Source organism: Pseudonocardia sp. Ae717_Ps2, from assembly GCF_001932475.1.
In the GTDB taxonomy this organism is placed as follows: domain Bacteria; phylum Actinomycetota; class Actinomycetes; order Mycobacteriales; family Pseudonocardiaceae; genus Pseudonocardia.
In genome coordinates this window covers 2,084,427-2,100,534 of record NZ_MCIS01000001.1, presented here as the reverse complement: position 1 = coordinate 2,100,534, position 16,108 = coordinate 2,084,427, and the positions used below count along the sequence as shown (strand labels likewise).

Annotated in this window: 16 protein-coding genes; 7 read left to right on the top strand and 9 right to left on the bottom strand. The window is 74.1% G+C overall.

The genetic code is table 11. The annotated features are described in order from the left end of the window. The 6 genes from pheS to uvrA form a co-directional block, all read right to left on the bottom strand. A complete protein-coding gene (gene pheS, locus Ae717Ps2_RS10035; RefSeq protein WP_075305853.1) occupies positions 1 to 1,056 on the bottom strand; it encodes a phenylalanine--tRNA ligase subunit alpha in 1,056 nt (351 codons plus the stop codon). A 37-nt stretch (positions 1,057 to 1,093) separates the two neighbouring features. Further along, the gene (locus Ae717Ps2_RS10030; protein ID WP_337819500.1) at positions 1,094 to 1,975 is read right to left on the bottom strand and encodes an RNA methyltransferase; all 882 of its coding nucleotides are present in this window, start codon (positions 1,973 to 1,975) and stop codon (positions 1,094 to 1,096) included. Between the two features lies 1 nt (position 1,976). Next, positions 1,977 to 2,360 carry a 50S ribosomal protein L20 gene (gene rplT / locus Ae717Ps2_RS10025; protein ID WP_020623392.1) on the bottom strand — a complete coding sequence of 128 codons (384 nt, stop codon included), beginning with the start codon at positions 2,358 to 2,360 and terminating at the stop codon, positions 1,977 to 1,979. Positions 2,361 to 2,437: 77 nt separating this feature from the next. Continuing rightward, the gene (gene rpmI / locus Ae717Ps2_RS10020) at positions 2,438 to 2,632 is read right to left on the bottom strand and encodes a 50S ribosomal protein L35 (RefSeq protein ID WP_020623393.1); all 195 of its coding nucleotides are present in this window, start codon (positions 2,630 to 2,632) and stop codon (positions 2,438 to 2,440) included. A 100-nt stretch (positions 2,633 to 2,732) separates the two neighbouring features. Further along, complete coding sequence (infC, locus tag Ae717Ps2_RS10015) at positions 2,733 to 3,269, bottom strand: translation initiation factor IF-3 (protein ID WP_020623394.1); 537 nt, start codon at positions 3,267 to 3,269, stop codon at positions 2,733 to 2,735. 321 nt (positions 3,270 to 3,590) lie between these two features. Continuing rightward, positions 3,591 to 6,605: an excinuclease ABC subunit UvrA gene (gene uvrA / locus Ae717Ps2_RS10010; RefSeq protein WP_075311666.1), complete on the bottom strand. Its 3,015-nt coding sequence runs from the start codon at positions 6,603 to 6,605 to the stop codon at positions 3,591 to 3,593. Between the two features lie 367 nt (positions 6,606 to 6,972). Between uvrA and Ae717Ps2_RS10005 the strand changes: the two genes are divergently transcribed. After that, the gene (locus Ae717Ps2_RS10005) at positions 6,973 to 7,647 is read left to right on the top strand and encodes an MBL fold metallo-hydrolase (RefSeq protein WP_060712357.1); all 675 of its coding nucleotides are present in this window, start codon (positions 6,973 to 6,975) and stop codon (positions 7,645 to 7,647) included. Positions 7,648 to 7,656: 9 nt separating this feature from the next. On the opposite strand, the gene Ae717Ps2_RS10000 is transcribed toward Ae717Ps2_RS10005, so the two are convergent. After that, positions 7,657 to 8,493 carry an AraC family transcriptional regulator gene (locus tag Ae717Ps2_RS10000; protein ID WP_075305849.1) on the bottom strand — a complete coding sequence of 279 codons (837 nt, stop codon included), beginning with the start codon at positions 8,491 to 8,493 and terminating at the stop codon, positions 7,657 to 7,659. A gap of 50 nt (positions 8,494 to 8,543) precedes the next feature. On the opposite strand from Ae717Ps2_RS10000, the gene Ae717Ps2_RS09995 reads away from it, so the two are divergent. Next, positions 8,544 to 8,987 carry a DUF2000 domain-containing protein gene (locus Ae717Ps2_RS09995; protein ID WP_083702314.1) on the top strand — a complete coding sequence of 148 codons (444 nt, stop codon included), beginning with the start codon at positions 8,544 to 8,546 and terminating at the stop codon, positions 8,985 to 8,987. On the opposite strand, the gene Ae717Ps2_RS09990 is transcribed toward Ae717Ps2_RS09995, so the two are convergent. Together Ae717Ps2_RS09990 and Ae717Ps2_RS09985 are read right to left on the bottom strand one after the other, a co-directional pair. Beyond that, positions 8,962 to 9,261 (bottom strand): hypothetical protein, encoded by a 300-nt coding sequence (locus tag Ae717Ps2_RS09990; RefSeq protein ID WP_075305847.1) that lies wholly within the window; start codon positions 9,259 to 9,261, stop codon positions 8,962 to 8,964. The genes Ae717Ps2_RS09995 and Ae717Ps2_RS09990 overlap by 26 nt on opposite strands. 17 nt (positions 9,262 to 9,278) lie before the next feature. Then, positions 9,279 to 10,652 (bottom strand): MFS transporter, encoded by a 1,374-nt coding sequence (locus tag Ae717Ps2_RS09985; protein WP_075334221.1) that lies wholly within the window; start codon positions 10,650 to 10,652, stop codon positions 9,279 to 9,281. Positions 10,653 to 10,873: 221 nt separating this feature from the next. Here Ae717Ps2_RS09985 and Ae717Ps2_RS09980 point away from each other — a divergent pair, with 221 nt between their 5' ends. From Ae717Ps2_RS09980 to Ae717Ps2_RS37295, 5 genes are all read left to right on the top strand, one after another. Beyond that, on the top strand, positions 10,874 to 12,007 hold the full coding sequence (locus tag Ae717Ps2_RS09980; RefSeq protein ID WP_075305846.1) for a hypothetical protein: 1,134 nt from the start codon (positions 10,874 to 10,876) through the stop codon (positions 12,005 to 12,007). A 23-nt stretch (positions 12,008 to 12,030) separates the two neighbouring features. Continuing rightward, positions 12,031 to 12,522, top strand: a complete 492-nt coding sequence (gene rnhA / locus Ae717Ps2_RS09975) for a ribonuclease HI (protein ID WP_020626765.1) — start codon at positions 12,031 to 12,033, stop codon at positions 12,520 to 12,522. 24 nt (positions 12,523 to 12,546) lie between these two features. Next, a complete protein-coding gene (locus Ae717Ps2_RS09970; protein WP_075333261.1) occupies positions 12,547 to 14,646 on the top strand; it encodes a DPP IV N-terminal domain-containing protein in 2,100 nt (699 codons plus the stop codon). A 259-nt stretch (positions 14,647 to 14,905) separates the two neighbouring features. Further along, positions 14,906 to 15,112 carry a rubredoxin gene (locus Ae717Ps2_RS09965; RefSeq protein ID WP_075311660.1) on the top strand — a complete coding sequence of 69 codons (207 nt, stop codon included), beginning with the start codon at positions 14,906 to 14,908 and terminating at the stop codon, positions 15,110 to 15,112. A gap of 13 nt (positions 15,113 to 15,125) precedes the next feature. Further along, on the top strand, positions 15,126 to 15,893 hold the full coding sequence (locus Ae717Ps2_RS37295) for a ribonucleotide reductase (RefSeq protein ID WP_075333260.1): 768 nt from the start codon (positions 15,126 to 15,128) through the stop codon (positions 15,891 to 15,893). Positions 15,894 to 16,108: the final 215 nt, after the last annotated feature.

The window sequence follows — 16,108 nt, the reverse complement described above, 5'->3', positions numbered from 1 at the left end:
TCAGACGCCGAACGCGGTCGAGAAGCGGACGTCGCCCTCGACCATGTCCCGCATGTCCGGGATGCCGTTGCGGAACATGAGGGTCCGCTCGATGCCCATGCCGAAGGCGAACCCGGAGTACACCTCGGTGTCGACGCCGCAGGCGCGCAGGACGTTCGGGTTGACCATGCCGCAGCCGCCCCACTCGACCCAGCCGGGGCCGCCCTTCTTCTGCGGGAACCACAGGTCCACCTCGGCCGAGGGCTCGGTGAACGGGAAGTACGACGGTCGCATGCGGGTCCCGGCCTCGGGGCCGAACACCGCGCGGGCGAACGCGTCGAGCGTCCCCTTGAGGTGGGCCATGGTCAGCCCGCGGTCGACGGCGAGGCCCTCGACCTGGTGGAACACCGGGGTGTGGGTGGCGTCGAGCTCGTCGGTGCGGAAGGTCCGGCCCGGGCAGGCGACGTAGACCGGCAGCTCGCGCTCCAGCAGCGACCGGACCTGGACCGGCGAGGTGTGCGTGCGCAGCACCGTGCCCGAGTCCTGCCCGCGCTCGGGGTCACCCAGGTAGAAGGTGTCCTGCATGGTGCGGGCCGGGTGGTCCTTGCCGAAGTTGAGCGCGTCGAAGTTCAGCCAAGACGCCTCGACCTCGGGGCCCTCGGCGACCTCCCAGCCCATCCCGACGAAGATGTCGGCGATCCGCTCGGACAGCTGGGTGATGGGGTGGCGCGCGCCGCGCGGGCAACGGTCCCAGGGCAGGGTGACGTCGACGGTCTCCTCGGCCAGCACCCGGGCGTCGCGCTCGGCGAGCAGGACCTCGCGGCGCGCGTCGAACGCGGCCTGGGCCTCCACGCGGGCGGCGTTGACCCGCTTGCCGGCGTCGGCGCGCTCGGGACCGGGCAGCTGTCCCAGCGACCGGCGCGCCATCGGGATCGGGGCGCGGTCCCCGAGGTGCGCGGGCTTCACCGCGGCCAGCGCGTCGAGGTCGCCCGCCTCGTCGAACGCCGTGCGGGCGGCCTCCACCGCGGCCTTCAGTACGTCCGGGTCGAGAGGGCTCGCCGTGTCGTTCTCACTCATGGTGCCCACGATCGTAGAGGGCGGCCGCGAGCGGGTTTCAGCCGCGCGCCGGGGGCAGCTGCGGGGCGACGCCCGCACGGGCCGCGACCGTCGCGTACAGGCAGATCGCCGCGGCGGTGGCGAGGTTCAGCGACTCGGCCCGGCCGTGGATCGGGACGCGGACCCGGTGGTCGGCGGCGTCGTGCACCTCGGCCGACGGGCCGTGCGCCTCACTGCCGAGGATCCAGGCGACCGGCCCGGCGAGGGTCGGGGTGACGGCGGGGTCGTGCAGGTCGACCTCGCCGTGCCCGTCGGCGACGAGTGTGGTCAGCCCGGCCGCCCGGCACATCTCGACGACGGCGGGGGCGTCCCGGTCGCGGGCCAGCGGCAGGTGGAACACGCTGCCGGTGGAGGCCCGGACGGCCTTCCCGTTGTGCGGGTCGACGGTGTCCCCGGCGAGGAGGACCGCGTCGCAGCCGGCTGCGTCGGCGACCCGGACCACGGTGCCGACGTTGCCGGGGTCGGAGATGCCGTCGCAGACGGTGACGAAGCCGGGGACCCCGGCCAGCGCGGCGGACACCGGCACGTCGAGCAGGTCGCAGACGGCGACGAGCCCCTGCGGGGTGACCGTCTCCGACAGGGCCGCGGCGGCCTTCTCGGTCACCGGGGACACCCGGGCGCCGGAGCGCTCCGCGGCCTCGACCAGCTCGGGGTGGCGCGCGGCGGCGACGGCGGTGACGAACAGCTCGTGCACCGTGACGGCGTCGAGGGCCTCACGGACGGCCTGGGCCCCCTCGACGAGGAAACGCCCGGCCCGATCGCGCCCCGCGCGTCGCAGCAGCTTGCGTGCCGCTGCGACGCGGGGGGTGCGTTCGGTGCCGGGCGTGGAGTCCGCGGAGCGCTCACCGGCGCTGCGCGACTCGATGTCGCCCCGGGTCACCTCAGGCCGCGGAGCCCTGCTCGGTGCCGACCGGCAGGTTCTCCTTCGCCACCGCGACGAGCGCGGCGAAGGCGGCCGGGTCGCTCACGGCGATCTCGGCGAGGTTCTTGCGGTCGACCTCGACACCGGCGGCCTTGAGGCCCTGGATGAACCGGTTGTAGGTCATGTCGTTCGCGCGGGCCGCGGCGTTGATGCGGGTGATCCACAGCTGCCGGAAGTCGCCCTTGCGCGCGCGACGGTCCCGGTAGGCGTAGTTCATCGAGTGGAGCATCTGCTCCTTGGCCTTGCGGTACAGCCGCGAGCGCTGCCCGCGGTAGCCGGCGGCCGACTCGAGCGTGGTGCGGCGCTTCTTCTGGGCGTTCACGGAGCGCTTCACGCGTGCCATGGGGTATCTCCTGGGGCTTCTCCGGCACTACCGCGGTGGGGGTGCGGCGTGCCGGGGTTCGTGAAAGGGGCGGAAGGTCAGTGACCGAGCAGCTTCTTGACGCGCTTCACATCGGCCTTGGCGAGCTCGACGGTGCCCGACAGGTCACGCTTCTCCTTGCGCGACTTGACCTCGAGACGGTGCCGCAGCCCGGCCTGCTGGCGCATGAGCTTGCCGCCACCGGTGATGCGGACGCGCTTCGCGGTCCCCTTGTGCGTCTTGTTCTTCGGCATGACGTATCCGTTCGATGTCGGCCCCCGAGGTTCCGGGGGTCGGTGCGGGTACTGCGTGTCCCTCCCGTGCCCGGCGGCGGCCGGACACGGGAGTGGGACCTCACGCCTCGGCGTCTGCCGGGGCGTCGGAGCTGGCTGCGGCCGTCGTCTTGCGCGAGACCGGCTTCTTCGTCGGTGCCAGCACCATCGTCATGTTGCGGCCGTCCTGTTTCGGAGCGGCCTCGACGACGGCCATGTCACCGATGTCCTCGGCCAGGCGCTGGAGCAGGCGGTAGCCCAGCTCGGGACGCGACTGCTCGCGACCACGGAACATGATCGTGACCTTGACCTTGTTGCCGCCTTCGAGGAAGCGGATGACGTGACCGCGCTTCGTCTCGTAGTCGTGCTTGTCGATCTTCGGCCGGAGCTTCTGCTCCTTGATCACGGTGAGCTGCTGGTTGCGCCGGGACTCCCGGGCCTTCTGCGCGCTCTCGTACTTGAACTTTCCGTAGTCCATGAGCTTGCAGACCGGCGGGCGGGCCTGGCCGGCGACCTCGACGAGGTCGAGGTCGGCGTCCTGGGCCAGCTTGAGGGCGTCCTCGATGCGCACGATCCCGACCTGCTCGCCGTTCGGGCCCACGAGGCGGACCTCGGGCACGCGGATGCGGTCGTTGATGCGGGGCTCTGTGCTGATGGGGTCTCCTGAGTGACTCGCTGTGTCGCTACTACCTGCTGCGCCGGCGACGACAAGCGAAGACCCGTTGATCGGCCCGCGACAGAATTCTGCCGTGAAGCCGGACCATGGACCCGGACACCGTCACGATCACGGCACGGGTGGGAGCGGGGCTCCACTTGACGCCCGGAACACACGTGACAACGCGATCCCGGGTGGTCGCATTCCCGAGGGTAACAGGCCGCCGGTGCGCCGGGAACGCGGGGTCGGACCGGGACCTGCGCGGACCCCGGCCCGGGGCGGGGCTCAGCCCGCGCTGGCCGCCTTGGCCCGACTTCGCCGTGCGGTCGTCGACCGGCCCGCGGCCGCGGTCCCCGTGCCGCTTCCACTGCCCTTCGACGACGCGGCCCGCCGCCGGGCCGGTGTGACCGGGGTGTGGTCCGGGGTGACCAGATCACGCAGGAACCGGCCGGTGTGGCTGTCGGGGTGCGCCGCGATCTGCTCCGGTGTCCCCTGCGCCACCACGGTGCCACCGCCCGAGCCGCCCTCCGGGCCCATGTCGATGACCCAGTCCGAGGTCTTGATGACGTCGAGGTTGTGCTCGATCACGATCACCGTGTTGCCCTTGTCCGCCAGCCCCTGGATGACGGCGAGGAGCTTGCGGATGTCCTCGAAGTGCAGGCCGGTGGTCGGCTCGTCGAGGATGTAGACGGTGCGGCCGTTGCTGCGCTTCTGCAGCTCGCTGGCGAGCTTGACCCGCTGGGCCTCACCGCCGGACAGCGTCGGCGCGGGCTGCCCGAGCCGGACGTAGCCGAGGCCGACGTCGACCAGGGTCCGCAGGTAGCGGGCGATCGAGGTGATCGGCTCGAAGAACTCGGCGGCCTCCTCGATCGGCATGTCCAGGACGTCGGCGACGGTCTTGCCCTTGTAGTGGACCTCCAGGGTCTCCCGGTTGTACCGGGCCCCCTTGCAGACCTCGCACGGCACGTAGACGTCCGGCAGGAAGTTCATCTCGATCTTGATCGTGCCGTCGCCGGTGCACGCCTCGCAGCGGCCACCCTTGACGTTGAAGGAGAAGCGGCCCTCGGCGTAGCCGCGGACCTTCGCCTCGGTGGTCGCGGCGAACAGCTTGCGGACCTTGTCCCACACGCCGGTGTAGGTCGCCGGGTTGGACCGCGGGGTCCGCCCGATCGGCGACTGGTCGACCCGGACGAGCTTGTCGAGCTCGTCGACGCCGTTGATCCGGGTGTGCCTGCCGGGGACCTGGCGGGCGCCGTTGAGCCGGTTCGCCAGCACCGTGGCGAGGATGTCGTTGATCAGCGTCGACTTGCCGGACCCGGAGACCCCGGTGATCGACACCAGGCCACCGAGCGGGATGTCGACGTCGATGCCGCGCAGGTTGTGCTCCCGCGCGCCGACGATGGTCAGCCTGCGGTCGTGGTCGAGCACCCGGCGCTCGGGCAGCGGGATCGACTTGCGCCCGGACAGGTAGGCGCCGGTCAGCGAGGTGTCGTGCGACTCCAGGTCGGCGATGGTGCCCGAGTGCACGACGCGGCCGCCGTGCTCGCCGGCGCCGGGGCCGATGTCCACCGCCCAGTCCGAGGCGCGGATGGTGTCCTCGTCGTGCTCGACGACGATCAGCGTGTTCCCCAGCTCCTTGAGCCGGGTCAACGTGTCGATCAGCCGCCGGTTGTCGCGCTGGTGCAGCCCGATCGACGGCTCGTCGAGCACGTAGAGGACCCCGACCAGGCCGGAGCCGATCTGGGTGGCCAGCCGGATCCGCTGCGCCTCGCCACCGGACAGCGTGCCCGCGGCACGGTCCAGCGACAGGTAGTCCAGCCCGACGTCGAGCAGGAAGCCCAGCCGGGCCTGCACCTCCTTGAGCACCGCACCGGCGATCATCGCCTGCCGGTCGTCGAGCACCATGCCGTTCAGGAACTGTGAGCACTCGGCCACCGACATGTTCGACACCTGCGCGATCGACCGCTCCCCCAGGTCGCGGTGCGGCAGGGTCACCGACAGCACCTCGGGACGCAGCCGGGCGCCGTTGCACGCCGGGCAGGGGATGTCGCGCATGTAGCCCTCGTAGCGCTCCCGCTGCGACTCGGACTCGGTCTGCTCCAGGCGACGCTCGAGGAACGGCATCACGCCCTCGAAGTTGGCGTAGTACGAGCGCTCGCGGCCGTAGCGGTTGCGGTAGCGCACGTGGACCTGGTCGTCGCTGCCGTGCAGGACCGCCTTCTGCGCGGCGGCGGGGAGCTTGCGCCAGGGGGTGTCCATCCGGAACCCGACCGCGGTGGCCAGGCCGGACAGCAGCCGGCCGAAGTAGTCCGCGTTGTGTCCGGACGACCAGGGCGCGATGGCGCCGTCGCCGAGGGACAGGTCCGGGTCGGGGACGACCAGCTCCGGGTCGACCTCCTTCTTGATGCCGATGCCGGAGCAGGCCGGGCAGGCGCCGTAGGGCGAGTTGAAGGAGAAGGTGCGGGGCTCGAGGTCGTCGACGGCGAGGGTGTGCCCGTTCGGGCAGGCCATCTTCTCGGAGAAGCGGCGCTCGCGCTGCGGGTCGTCGTCGGGCAGGTCCACGAAGTCCAGCACGACCAGGCCGTCGGCCAGCCGCAGCGCGGTCTCCACCGAGTCGGTGAGCCGCTGCTTGGCCGTCGCCTTCACCGAGAGCCGGTCGACGACGACGGCGATGTCGTGCTTCTCCTGCTTCTTCAGCTTCGGCGGGTCCGACAGCGGGTGGACCGTGCCGTCGACGAGGACGCGGGAGTAGCCCTGGGCCTGCAGGTTCCCGAACAGGTCGACGAACTCGCCCTTACGGGTCCGCACGACCGGCGCGAGCACCTGGAAGCGGCTGCCCTGCTCCATCTCCAGCACCTGGTCGACGATCTGCTGCGGGGTCTGCTTCTCGATCCGCTCGCCGCAGGTCGGGCAGTGCGGGATGCCGGCGCGCGCGTAGAGCAGCCGCAGGTAGTCGTGGATCTCGGTGATCGTGCCGACCGTCGAGCGCGGGTTGCGGTTGGTCGACTTCTGGTCGATCGAGACCGCCGGGGACAGGCCCTCGATGAAGTCCACGTCGGGCTTGTCCATCTGCCCGAGGAACTGGCGCGCGTACGCCGAGAGGGACTCGACGTAGCGCCGCTGCCCCTCGGCGAAGATCGTGTCGAACGCGAGGCTGGACTTGCCGGACCCGGACAGCCCGGTGAAGACGATCATGCTGTCGCGGGGCAGGTCGATGTCGATGCCCTGCAGGTTGTGCTCGCGCGCACCGCGCACGACCAGCTTCGGCCCCTCCGGGACCGGCGACGCGCCCGGGGACAGGGCGGTGCCGGCGTCGCGGCGGTCGGTGCTGTGGTCGCTCACGTTGCGCGCCTCCTGGGGTGGCGGTGCCGTCCGGGTCGGACCCGGTTGTGACGCCCGCGGGCTGACGGACATTCCCGGACCGGGCACCCGTGGCCGGTGAGGTTCGTCCCCTCGTCCGCCGTCGATGCTAGGTGCGACCCCCGACAGGAACCCGGTGAGCGGGGCCCGGCGGTGGTCCGGCGCGGTGGATGCACCTCGGTACGCGCCGGTCGGTCCACCGCGCACGGTACTCGCACGCCTGTTCGATCCGTCAGCGGCCCCGTGCGTGCGACCGGCGGGTTCTCCCCACCGCGGGATGTCGGGACGGGCCGCTACCCTCCCGCTCGTGGACGTCCTGGAGAACTACACCGGTCACACCGAGCCGGGCGGCGCGGCCATCCGCCGCGACCTGGAGCGGCTGAGCATCAGCAAGATCTCGGTCGGCGAGATGGACAACAACGCCTACCTGCTCGTGTGCAAGCAGAGCAACGAGGCGCTGCTGATCGACGCGGCGGCCGAGCCGACCCGCATCGCCGACCTCATCGGCGCCGCGGACGAGCGCCCGGACCTGCGCCACCTGGTCACCACCCACCGCCACGCCGACCACTGGCAGGCGCTGGGCGCGATCGCGGGCATGTTCGAGCCGCGGCTGATCGCCCACCCGCTGGACGCGCCGGAGCTCCCCGCCCCGATGGACGAGTTCGTCGAGCACGGCGACACGATCGCCTTCGGTGAGATCGAGCTGGAGGTCATCCACCTGCGCGGGCACACGCCGGGCTCGGTGGCGCTGCTCTACCGCGGGGAGGACCGGCCGCACCTGTTCACCGGGGACAGCCTGTTCCCGGGTGGGCCGGGCAAGACCTGGTCGGCGGAGGACAACGCGCAGCTGATCAGTGACCTCGAGGAGCGGGTGTTCGACCGGCTCGACGACGACACCTGGTTCTACCCGGGCCACGGTGACGACTCGACGCTCGGGGCGGAGCGGCCGAGCATCCCCGAGTGGCGGTCACGGGGCTGGTGACCCTCGGCGTCACGCCGGGCCGCTGCGGGCGTAGCGGCCGGGCGTGACACCGACCAGCCGCACGAACCGGCGGTGCAGGTGGGCCTGGTCGTGGAACCCCACCGCCGCGGCGGCCGCGGCCGGCGGCGTCCCGTCCAGCAGCAGCGACCGCGCCCGCTCGACGCGGCGGGCGTCGAGGTAGCGGTGCGGCGGGAGCCCGAAGCGGCGCGAGAAGGTGCGGACCAGGTGGCCGGGGTGGGCGTGCAACAGGCGCCCGGCCTCGGCGAGGGTCACACCGTCGACGAGCCGGGAGTCGAGCAGGTCCCGCAGCCGGCCGGCCAGGTCCGTCGGCGGCGCCGGGCCGGGCCCGGCGGTCGGGTCCAGGTGCCGGGCGAGACGTTCGGCGACGAGTGCGAGGCGGCTCTCGGCGTGCAGCTCCTCCCCCGGCACCGCCAGCGCGCGGTGCAGCTCGTCGAGCCTGCGGCGCAGGAGGGGGTCGGCCACCCCCGGCCGGTCGACCGCGGGGCCGACCAGCCCGTCCGTCCCGGACGCCCCCGGGTCGAGGGCGGCGGGGTCGAGGTAGAGGACCCGCTTGCGGAAACCGGAGCCGCCCGCCGCGCGTCCGTCGTGCGCGACCAGCGGCGGCAGCAGCGTCATCGGGGCCTCCTCGGTCCCGTGCGGTCGCCGGTCCAGGTCGTAGCGCACGGCGCCGTCGTCGACGATCAGGACCGTCCACGTGGAGTGCGCGTGCAGCGGGTACCGGTGCCGGACGAAGCGCGCGTGCAGCACCTCCGTGATGCCCGGCACGCGCTGCGGCCGCCAGGCGGTGACGGCCTCGCCCGCCGCCCGCGAACCGGTTCCGGACATGTGCGGAACGTACAAGAGTGCAGGGGTCCTGCCGCCCGAGGATCGACGGCGTGACCGACACCGCCCTGCTCCCCGTCTCCTCCGATCGCCCCGCCACCAAGATCGCCGTCGTGCTGCGTGACGACCTGCTCGGCTGGCAGGTCGCGAACGTGACCGCCTTCCTCGCCGCCGGTGTCGCCGCCGGTGTCCCCGAGCTGATCGGCGAGCCCTACGCCGACGCCGACGGCACCGCCTACCTGCCGACCCTCGGTCTGCCGGTGCTCGTGCGCGCCGGGGACGCGACGACGCTCGCGGCCTGCCGGGCCCGGGCGGTCGGCCGCGGACTGCCGGTGGCGGTGTTCACCTCCGCGATGTTCGGCACCGGCAACGACCACGACAACCGTGCCGTGGTCGCGGTGGCCCGGGCCGAGGAGCTCGACCTGGTCGGGCTGGCGCTGCACGGGCCGCGCAACGCCGTCGACAAGATCCTCAAGGGGACGACGACCCATCCGTGACGGCCGGTGCGGCCAGCCCGGCGTCGTCGAACAGCTCCCGCCAGCGCGCCGCCGGGAGCCGGTCCAGCGGCCGGTCGGCCGACGCCCACGCCGCGGCGACGACCTCGGGCAGCAGGTCCGCGCCGACCAGCCCGGCGTCGGTGAGCTCGGCGAGCAGCTGCGGCACGCGGTGCCCGCCCACCCGGGCGACGGCGGCGTCCCAGTCGGCGCGGGTGAGCGGGCGGTCGCGGTCGAGCAGCGCGTTGACGGTGATCTCGTACAGGGCCTGGCTCACGCCGCCAGGATGCCCCCTCAGCCCAGTTCCTCCAGCGCGAGCCCGGTGGAGCGCGGACCGAGCAGGCCGACATCGAGACAGAGCAGCACGATGAGCCCCGCGGCGCCACCGAACACCGCGACCGGCCCGGCCGTGGCCAGCAGCGGGACGGCGACGAACGGGAGGAACGCCGACGTCGCACGGGACAGCGAGTAGGCGATCCCGCCCGCGGTGGAGCGGATCGTCGTCGGGAAGATCTCGGCCTGGTAGATGTGGAACGCGTTGGAGAACACGTTGCTCACCGCGGTCAGCGCGAACCCGGAGCCGACGATCACCAGCGGTGTCGACCCGGCCGCGAACACGATGCCGAGCACTCCGATCGCCAGCGCCGAGGCGATGATCAGCCACTTCCGCTCGAACCGTTCGACCAGCGGGACCGAGGCGAGCGAGCCCAGCGGGTACCCGGCGAAGCTCAGCGCGGCGTAGCCGAGGGACTCGGTGACGTCGAAGCCCTTGGCCACCAGGACCAGCGGCGCGAGCGTGCCGAAACCGTAGTAGGCGACGGTCTGGAGCACCTGGAAGATCAGGAGCATCACCGTGCGGGTGCGGTAGACCCCGCTGAAGGCGATCCGCAGCACCGCGACGGTCGAGCCGGCCCGCGGCCCCCCCGAGTCGGCCGTGGACACCTCCCCCTCGACCGGGGCGCCGGCCCGCCGGGCCACGTCCGCCGCAACGGCGGCGGCCTCCTCGCGCCGCCCGTGGGCGACCAGCCAGCGCGGGGACTCGGGCAGCACGCGGCGCAGCATCAGTACGAAGAACGCGCCCAGGCCCCCGGCGACGAGCAGCCAGCGCCAGCCGTCGACGCCCGCGATCGACTGCGCCGCGACGAGCCGGCCGCCGAGCAGCGCGGCCACCGGCACCCCGAGGAAGCCGACGGTGTACGCCCACGCCGTCCAGCGGCCGCGTACCCGCCGGGGCAGGAACTCGGCCAGGTAGGTGTCGACGAGCACCAGCTCGGCGCCCAGCCCGAGGCCCGCGAGGAAGCGCAGGACGAGGAAGGTCTCCAGGTTCGGCGAGAACGCCGCCGCCACGGAGAACAGCGAGTAGGTGAGCAGGTTCAGCAGGAACACGGTGCGCCTGCCGAACCGGTCGGCCGCGATCGACAGCAGGACCGCGCCGACGAACATCCCGAGGAAGCCCGACGACACCACCGCCGCCTTGCCGGCCGAGCCGAGTGCCCACTCGCGGGCCAGGATCGGGGCCAGCACGCCACCGAGGAACACCTCGTACAGGTCGAAGAACGACCCGATCCCCACCAGGACGACGAGCCGTCGGTGCCATCCCGACAGCGGCAGCGACTCCAGCACCGCCGCGGGTCCGCTCGTGGCCGCCCCGGGCCGGGCCTCCGTCATCGCTGCCCCCTCACCGTCGTTGGCCTTGCTCACCATTGCACATTGCAACGCCGTCGTGCGGTGACCGGTACAGGACGGGCGGCGTCCGGCAGGACCGCCGGGAGCGGCACGACCCACGGTGGCGGTGCACGGACGGTCACCGAGACGGGGCGACCGGCCGCCGTGACTGCCCCGAACGGCCGCTGTCCGGGGATGGTCGGCCCGCTTAGCGTCCCGGACCGATGAGCGCTCCCCACGCCGACGACCGCACCCCCGCGCGCCCGGACGGCCGCCGCAACGGGCATCCGACGACGCTGCTGACCGGCGCCGCGCCCGCCGACGGCCTCCCGGCCCCCGGTACCGCCGCACCCACGACCGGGCCGGTCACACCCGGTCCCGTCCCCGCCCCGCGCGCCGGGGGCTGGACCGGGACGCAGCGGGAACCCGCGCCGGAGCCCACCGAGCTGACCGGACCGGTCGACGCCCGGAACCGGCCGGGCCCGCGGACCCCGCCGCTGCCCTGGCCCGCCGTCCCGGCCGAGCAGCGGCCGGTGGGCGGGGTCCCGGCGCAGCGGACCGGGCCGGCCGTGGGCGCGCAGGCTCCGTGGACCACAGGTCCGGTTCCGGGGCCCGGCCGCGCCCCGTTCCCGACCGCGCCCTGGGCGGTGCCGGTCCAGGGCGGCCCGGTCCAGAGCGGGCCGGTCCAGGCCGGGTCGCGCGCCGCCGCGCCCGTGCCGGTCGTGTACCCGCCCGGCCACGCCGCGTCCGGGACCCCGGCCGGACGGTGGGACGCCCTGCGCGACCGGCTGTCCGCGGCCCGGCTGCCCGACGGCGGGCTGCGCGACGCCGTCGGGCACCGGACCGCGGCGATCGCCGTGGCCGCGACGCTCGTGCTGGCCGCGGCGGTGGTCGTCGCCGCCTACGTCGGCTCCGGGCGCACCGGCGACCCCGGCGCGCCGCAGGGCGCCGGCTCGGGTCCCGCACCGGTGGCGGCCCCGGCGGAGCTGGTCGCGGGCACCACCGCGGCCGACCCGGCCGCGTTCGGGTCGCCGGCGTCGTTCACCTCCCCGACCGGCAACATCTCCTGCCGGATCACCGGCGGCGCCGGGGACGGCGCCGTCCGCTGCGACGTCACCGCCCGCACCTGGTCGGCGGGTGACTGTCCGGACGCCGCGCTGGTCACCGGCGGACCGGCGGGCGCCCGCACCGAGTGCGGAGGGGCACCCGTCACGTCCGGCGCGGCGGTGCTCGACTACGGCACCCACCTCACCCAGGGCGACGTCACCTGCGTCAGCTCGCGGACCGGCGTCGAGTGCCGCGACGCCCGCACCGGCGCCGGGTTCGCCGCGGCCCGGGCGGCGTACCGGCTCTACTGACCCGCCCGCTACCGTCACCGACCGTGAGCGCCGCCGACCCGCCCGTTGTCGTCGAGATCTTCACCGACGGTGCCTGTGTCCCGAACCCGGGGCCGGGCGGGTGGGGCGCGGTGCTGCGGTACGGCAGCCACGAGCGTGATCTGTACGGCGGCGAGCCGGAGCGCACGACGAACAACCGGATGGAGCTCACCGCCCCGATCCGCGCGCTGGACGCGCTGACCCGGCGCAGCGTCGTCCACCTGCACACCGACAGCACCTACGTGCGCAACGGCATCACCCAGTGGCTGCCGCGCTGGCAGGCCCGCGGCTGGCGGACCGCGGCCGGCGAGCCGGTCAAGAACGACGACCTGTGGCGCGAGCTCGACGCCGCCGTCCGCCGGCACGACGTCACCTGGTTCTGGGTGAAGGGCCACGCGGGGCACCCGGAGAACGAGCGTGCCGACCGGCTCGCCGCCCGCGGCTGCGAGGAGGCGGGCGGGCGCGTGTCCGGGAAGCGGCCGTCCCGCACGCGGTGACGCCGGGGAGATAGCGTCGGCTCCGTGGCCGACTCGTTCCCCCGCCTGCACGCCCGCACCCGCCGCTTCACCCTCGGGGTCCCCCGCGGGTTCACCGTCGCCCGGGACGGGTCGCGGGCGGTGTTCCTGCGCAGCCGGTCCGGCACCGACCCGGTCACCTGCCTGTGGTCGGTCGACGCCGCGACCGGTGCCGAGCGGCTGCTCGTGGACCCGGCGTCGGTGCCCGGGCTGCCGGGCGAGGAGGACCTGCCCGCCGCCGAGCGGGCCCGCCGCGAGCGGGTCCGGGAGCAGGCGGGCGGCGTCGTCGGGTACACCACCGACGCCGCGGTCACCCGGGCCGTGTTCGCGCTGTCCGGGCGGCCGTTCACCGTCGCCCTGACCGGGGAGCCGGACGTGCGGCCACTCGACGTCGGCGGGATCGAGGCCGTGGTGGACCCGCGGATCGACCCGAACGGCGCCCGGGTCGCCTTCGTCGCCGACCGCGCCCTGCACCTGCACGACCTCACGACCGGCACGACGACCGCCCTGCTCACCCCCGACGGCGACGACGTCTCCTGGGGTCTGCCCGACTTCGCCGCGGCCGAGGAGATGGACCGCCACCGCGGGTTCTGGTGGTCCCCCGACGGCGACGCGCTGCTCGTCGCCCGGGTGGACGAGTCCCCGGTCGCCCGCTGGCACATCGCCGACCCGGCGCACCCCGACCGCGTCCCGACCACGGTCCGCTACCCCGCCGCCGGCACCCCGAACGCCCGCGTGGGGCTGGTCGTCGTCGCGCTGGACGGCACCCGCACCACCGTGACCTGGGACGACGAGACCTACGAGTACCTCGCCACAGCGGACTGGGACACCCACGGGCCGCTGCTGTCGGTCCAGCCGCGCGACCAGCGGGAGGTCCGCACCCTGGCCGTGGACCCCGCGACCGGTCGGACCACGACGCTGCACTCCCAGACCGACCCGGTGTGGGTGGAGAACGTTCCGGGTGTCCCGGCGCGCACCGCGTCCGGGGCGCTGGTGCGGGCCGAGGACTCCGGCGGGGCGCGTCGGCTCGTCGTCGGCGACACGTACCTGACCGGCCCGGAGCTGCAGGTGCGTGGGGTCGTCGGCATCGACGGCGAGACCGTCCTGTTCCGGGCCTCGACGGAGCCGACCTCGGTGGCCGTCTACTCGGTGACCCCGGGGTCCGAGCCGGTCGCGGTGACGCCGACGACCGGGGTGCACGCCGTCGCCGCGGCGGGGGGGGGCACCACCGTCCGCGTCTCCCAGGACCTCGCGACGGCGCCGCACGCGGTGCTCGTCACCGCCGGCGGGGCGGAGCACCCGGTCGCCGGGCACGCCGTCGACCCCGGGTTCGACCCGGCCCCGGTGCTGCACTCCTTCGGTGAGCGGGAGCTGCGCACCGCGGTGTTCCTGCCGTCGGGCCACGTGCCGGGCACTCCGCTGCCGGTGCTGCTCGACCCCTACGGCGGCCCGCACTCCCAGCGGGTGCTGCAGGCCCGCAACGCGCACCTGACCAGCCGTTGGTTCGCCGAGCAGGGCTTCGCCGTGCTGGTCACCGACGGTCGTGGCTCCCCCGGGCGCGGCCCGGAGTTCGAGCGCGCGATCCACGGCGACCTGGCGGGCCCGGTGCTGGAGGACCAGGTCGCGGCGTTGCACGCCGCCGCGGCGGCCTATCCCGACCTCGACCTGGGCCGGGTCGGGATCCGCGGCTGGTCGTTCGGCGGGTACCTGTCCGCGCTCGCGGTGCTGCGGCGTCCCGACGTCTTCCACGCCGGCATCGCCGGGGCCCCGGTCACCGACTGGACGCTCTACGACACCCATTACACCGAGCGCTACCTCGGGATGCCGGGCGGCGAGCCGTACACCCGCTCGTCGATCATCGACGACGCCGCGACGCCGCCGACCCCGGAGCGGCCGCACCGTCCGCTGATGGTCGTGCACGGTCTCGCCGACGACAACGTCGTCGCCGCGCACACCCTGCGGCTGTCCTCGGCGCTGCTCGCGGCCGGGCGTGCCCACCAGGTGCTGCCGCTGTCCGGGGTCACCCACATGACGCCGCAGGAGGTCGTCGCCGAGAACCTGCTGCTCCTGCAGGTCGGGTTCATCCGGGACGCGCTCGGCGCCTGAGCGCGAACACGTGTTTCACCGATTCCGACGATCACCGGCGCCGGCCGGACCTGATCTCCGGGCACCGCGTCGTCGCAGCTGAGAGCGCCGTGCGTCCGGCCACGACCGGATGCGCGGCCGTCGCCGGTCCCCACGGGAGGGCTCCGGGCCCGCTTGCGACCCCGCTCACACTGTGGCTCCCTGGGCCTCGGGGATCACCTCCGCCGGGCCCGGTCACGGGCGGCCGGCGGGCGTGGGCGACGACGCCGTGGGGAGCAGCATGACGATGTCCGGCCGGGCCACGCGGTCCCTGTGGATCTGCGAGCCGTGCGGCTTCGTCTACGACCCGGAGGAGGGCGACCCGGACGGCGGCGTCGAGCCGGGCACCCCCTTCGAGGACATCCCCGACGACTGGATGTGCCCGATCTGCGGCGCCGCCAAGTCGGACTTCCGCCCGTTGGAGCCGGGAGAACAGTTCCCGGGGTGAGGACACCGAGACCATGGTCATGATCGCCGGATACGACCACTTCGTCCAGCTGGCCGAGTCGCTGCAGTGGGACGAGACCGACCTCGACCTGGGCCCGGACCGCGACGCCTGGACCCGGCTCGCGCCGGACGAGGCGGCGACCGTGCGCGGGCTGGTCGCCGGGTTCGCCGTCGCCGAGGCCTCGGTGGCCGGGCAGCTCGGCTCGTACCAGGCCGCGGCGCTCGACGACACCATGCAGGCCGCGTTCCGCGCCCAGGCCCGTGACGAGGCGCGGCACGCCCGGTTCTTCGACCTGGTCGCCGCGCAGGTGCTGGGGGTCCCCGGCGGCACCCCGGCCGACCGGCTGGACGTGCTGCGACGCGAGGTGAGCTCGGAGCTCGTCGACCTGTTCGAGCACCGGCTGCCGTCGACCGCCCGCCGGCTCGCCGACGACCACACCGGGCTGACCGGGGCGGTCGGGCTCTACCACATGGTCATCGAGGGCGTGGTGCTGCTGGCCGGCCAGCACGCGATGCTCCAGGCCCTGGACCGGCTGTTCGTCCCGCTGCCGGGCGTGCGCCGCGGGACCGAGCTGGTCCTGCGCGACGAGCGCTGGCACATCGGCTTCGGCTCGCGGGTCGTGCAGAGCGCCGAGCTGGGCGGTGAGGAGGCCGACGCGCTGCTCGAGCAGGGCGAGACCGCGGCGAAGGTCTGGGGCGGGCTCATCACACCCGACGCGATCGCGCTCGCGGTGAAGCAGCACCGCCGCCGCCTCAAGGCGGCGGGCATCAAGTTCTGGTGACACCCCCTTTCGAGAAACACGTGTTTCATTCCTCCGGGCCCGCGGCCCGACCTGCGCGGAATGGACGCGGACGGTTCCGCGGGCGAGGCGAGCAGGTGTCCACACCGGAGCCCGCGGCGCCGCCCGGGATGCGACGTCGCACGTCACGACGGGGACGGACACCTCGCCCCCGCCAAGGTGCGGGCACTGCACCGATGTCACCGACCTCTGGCGAC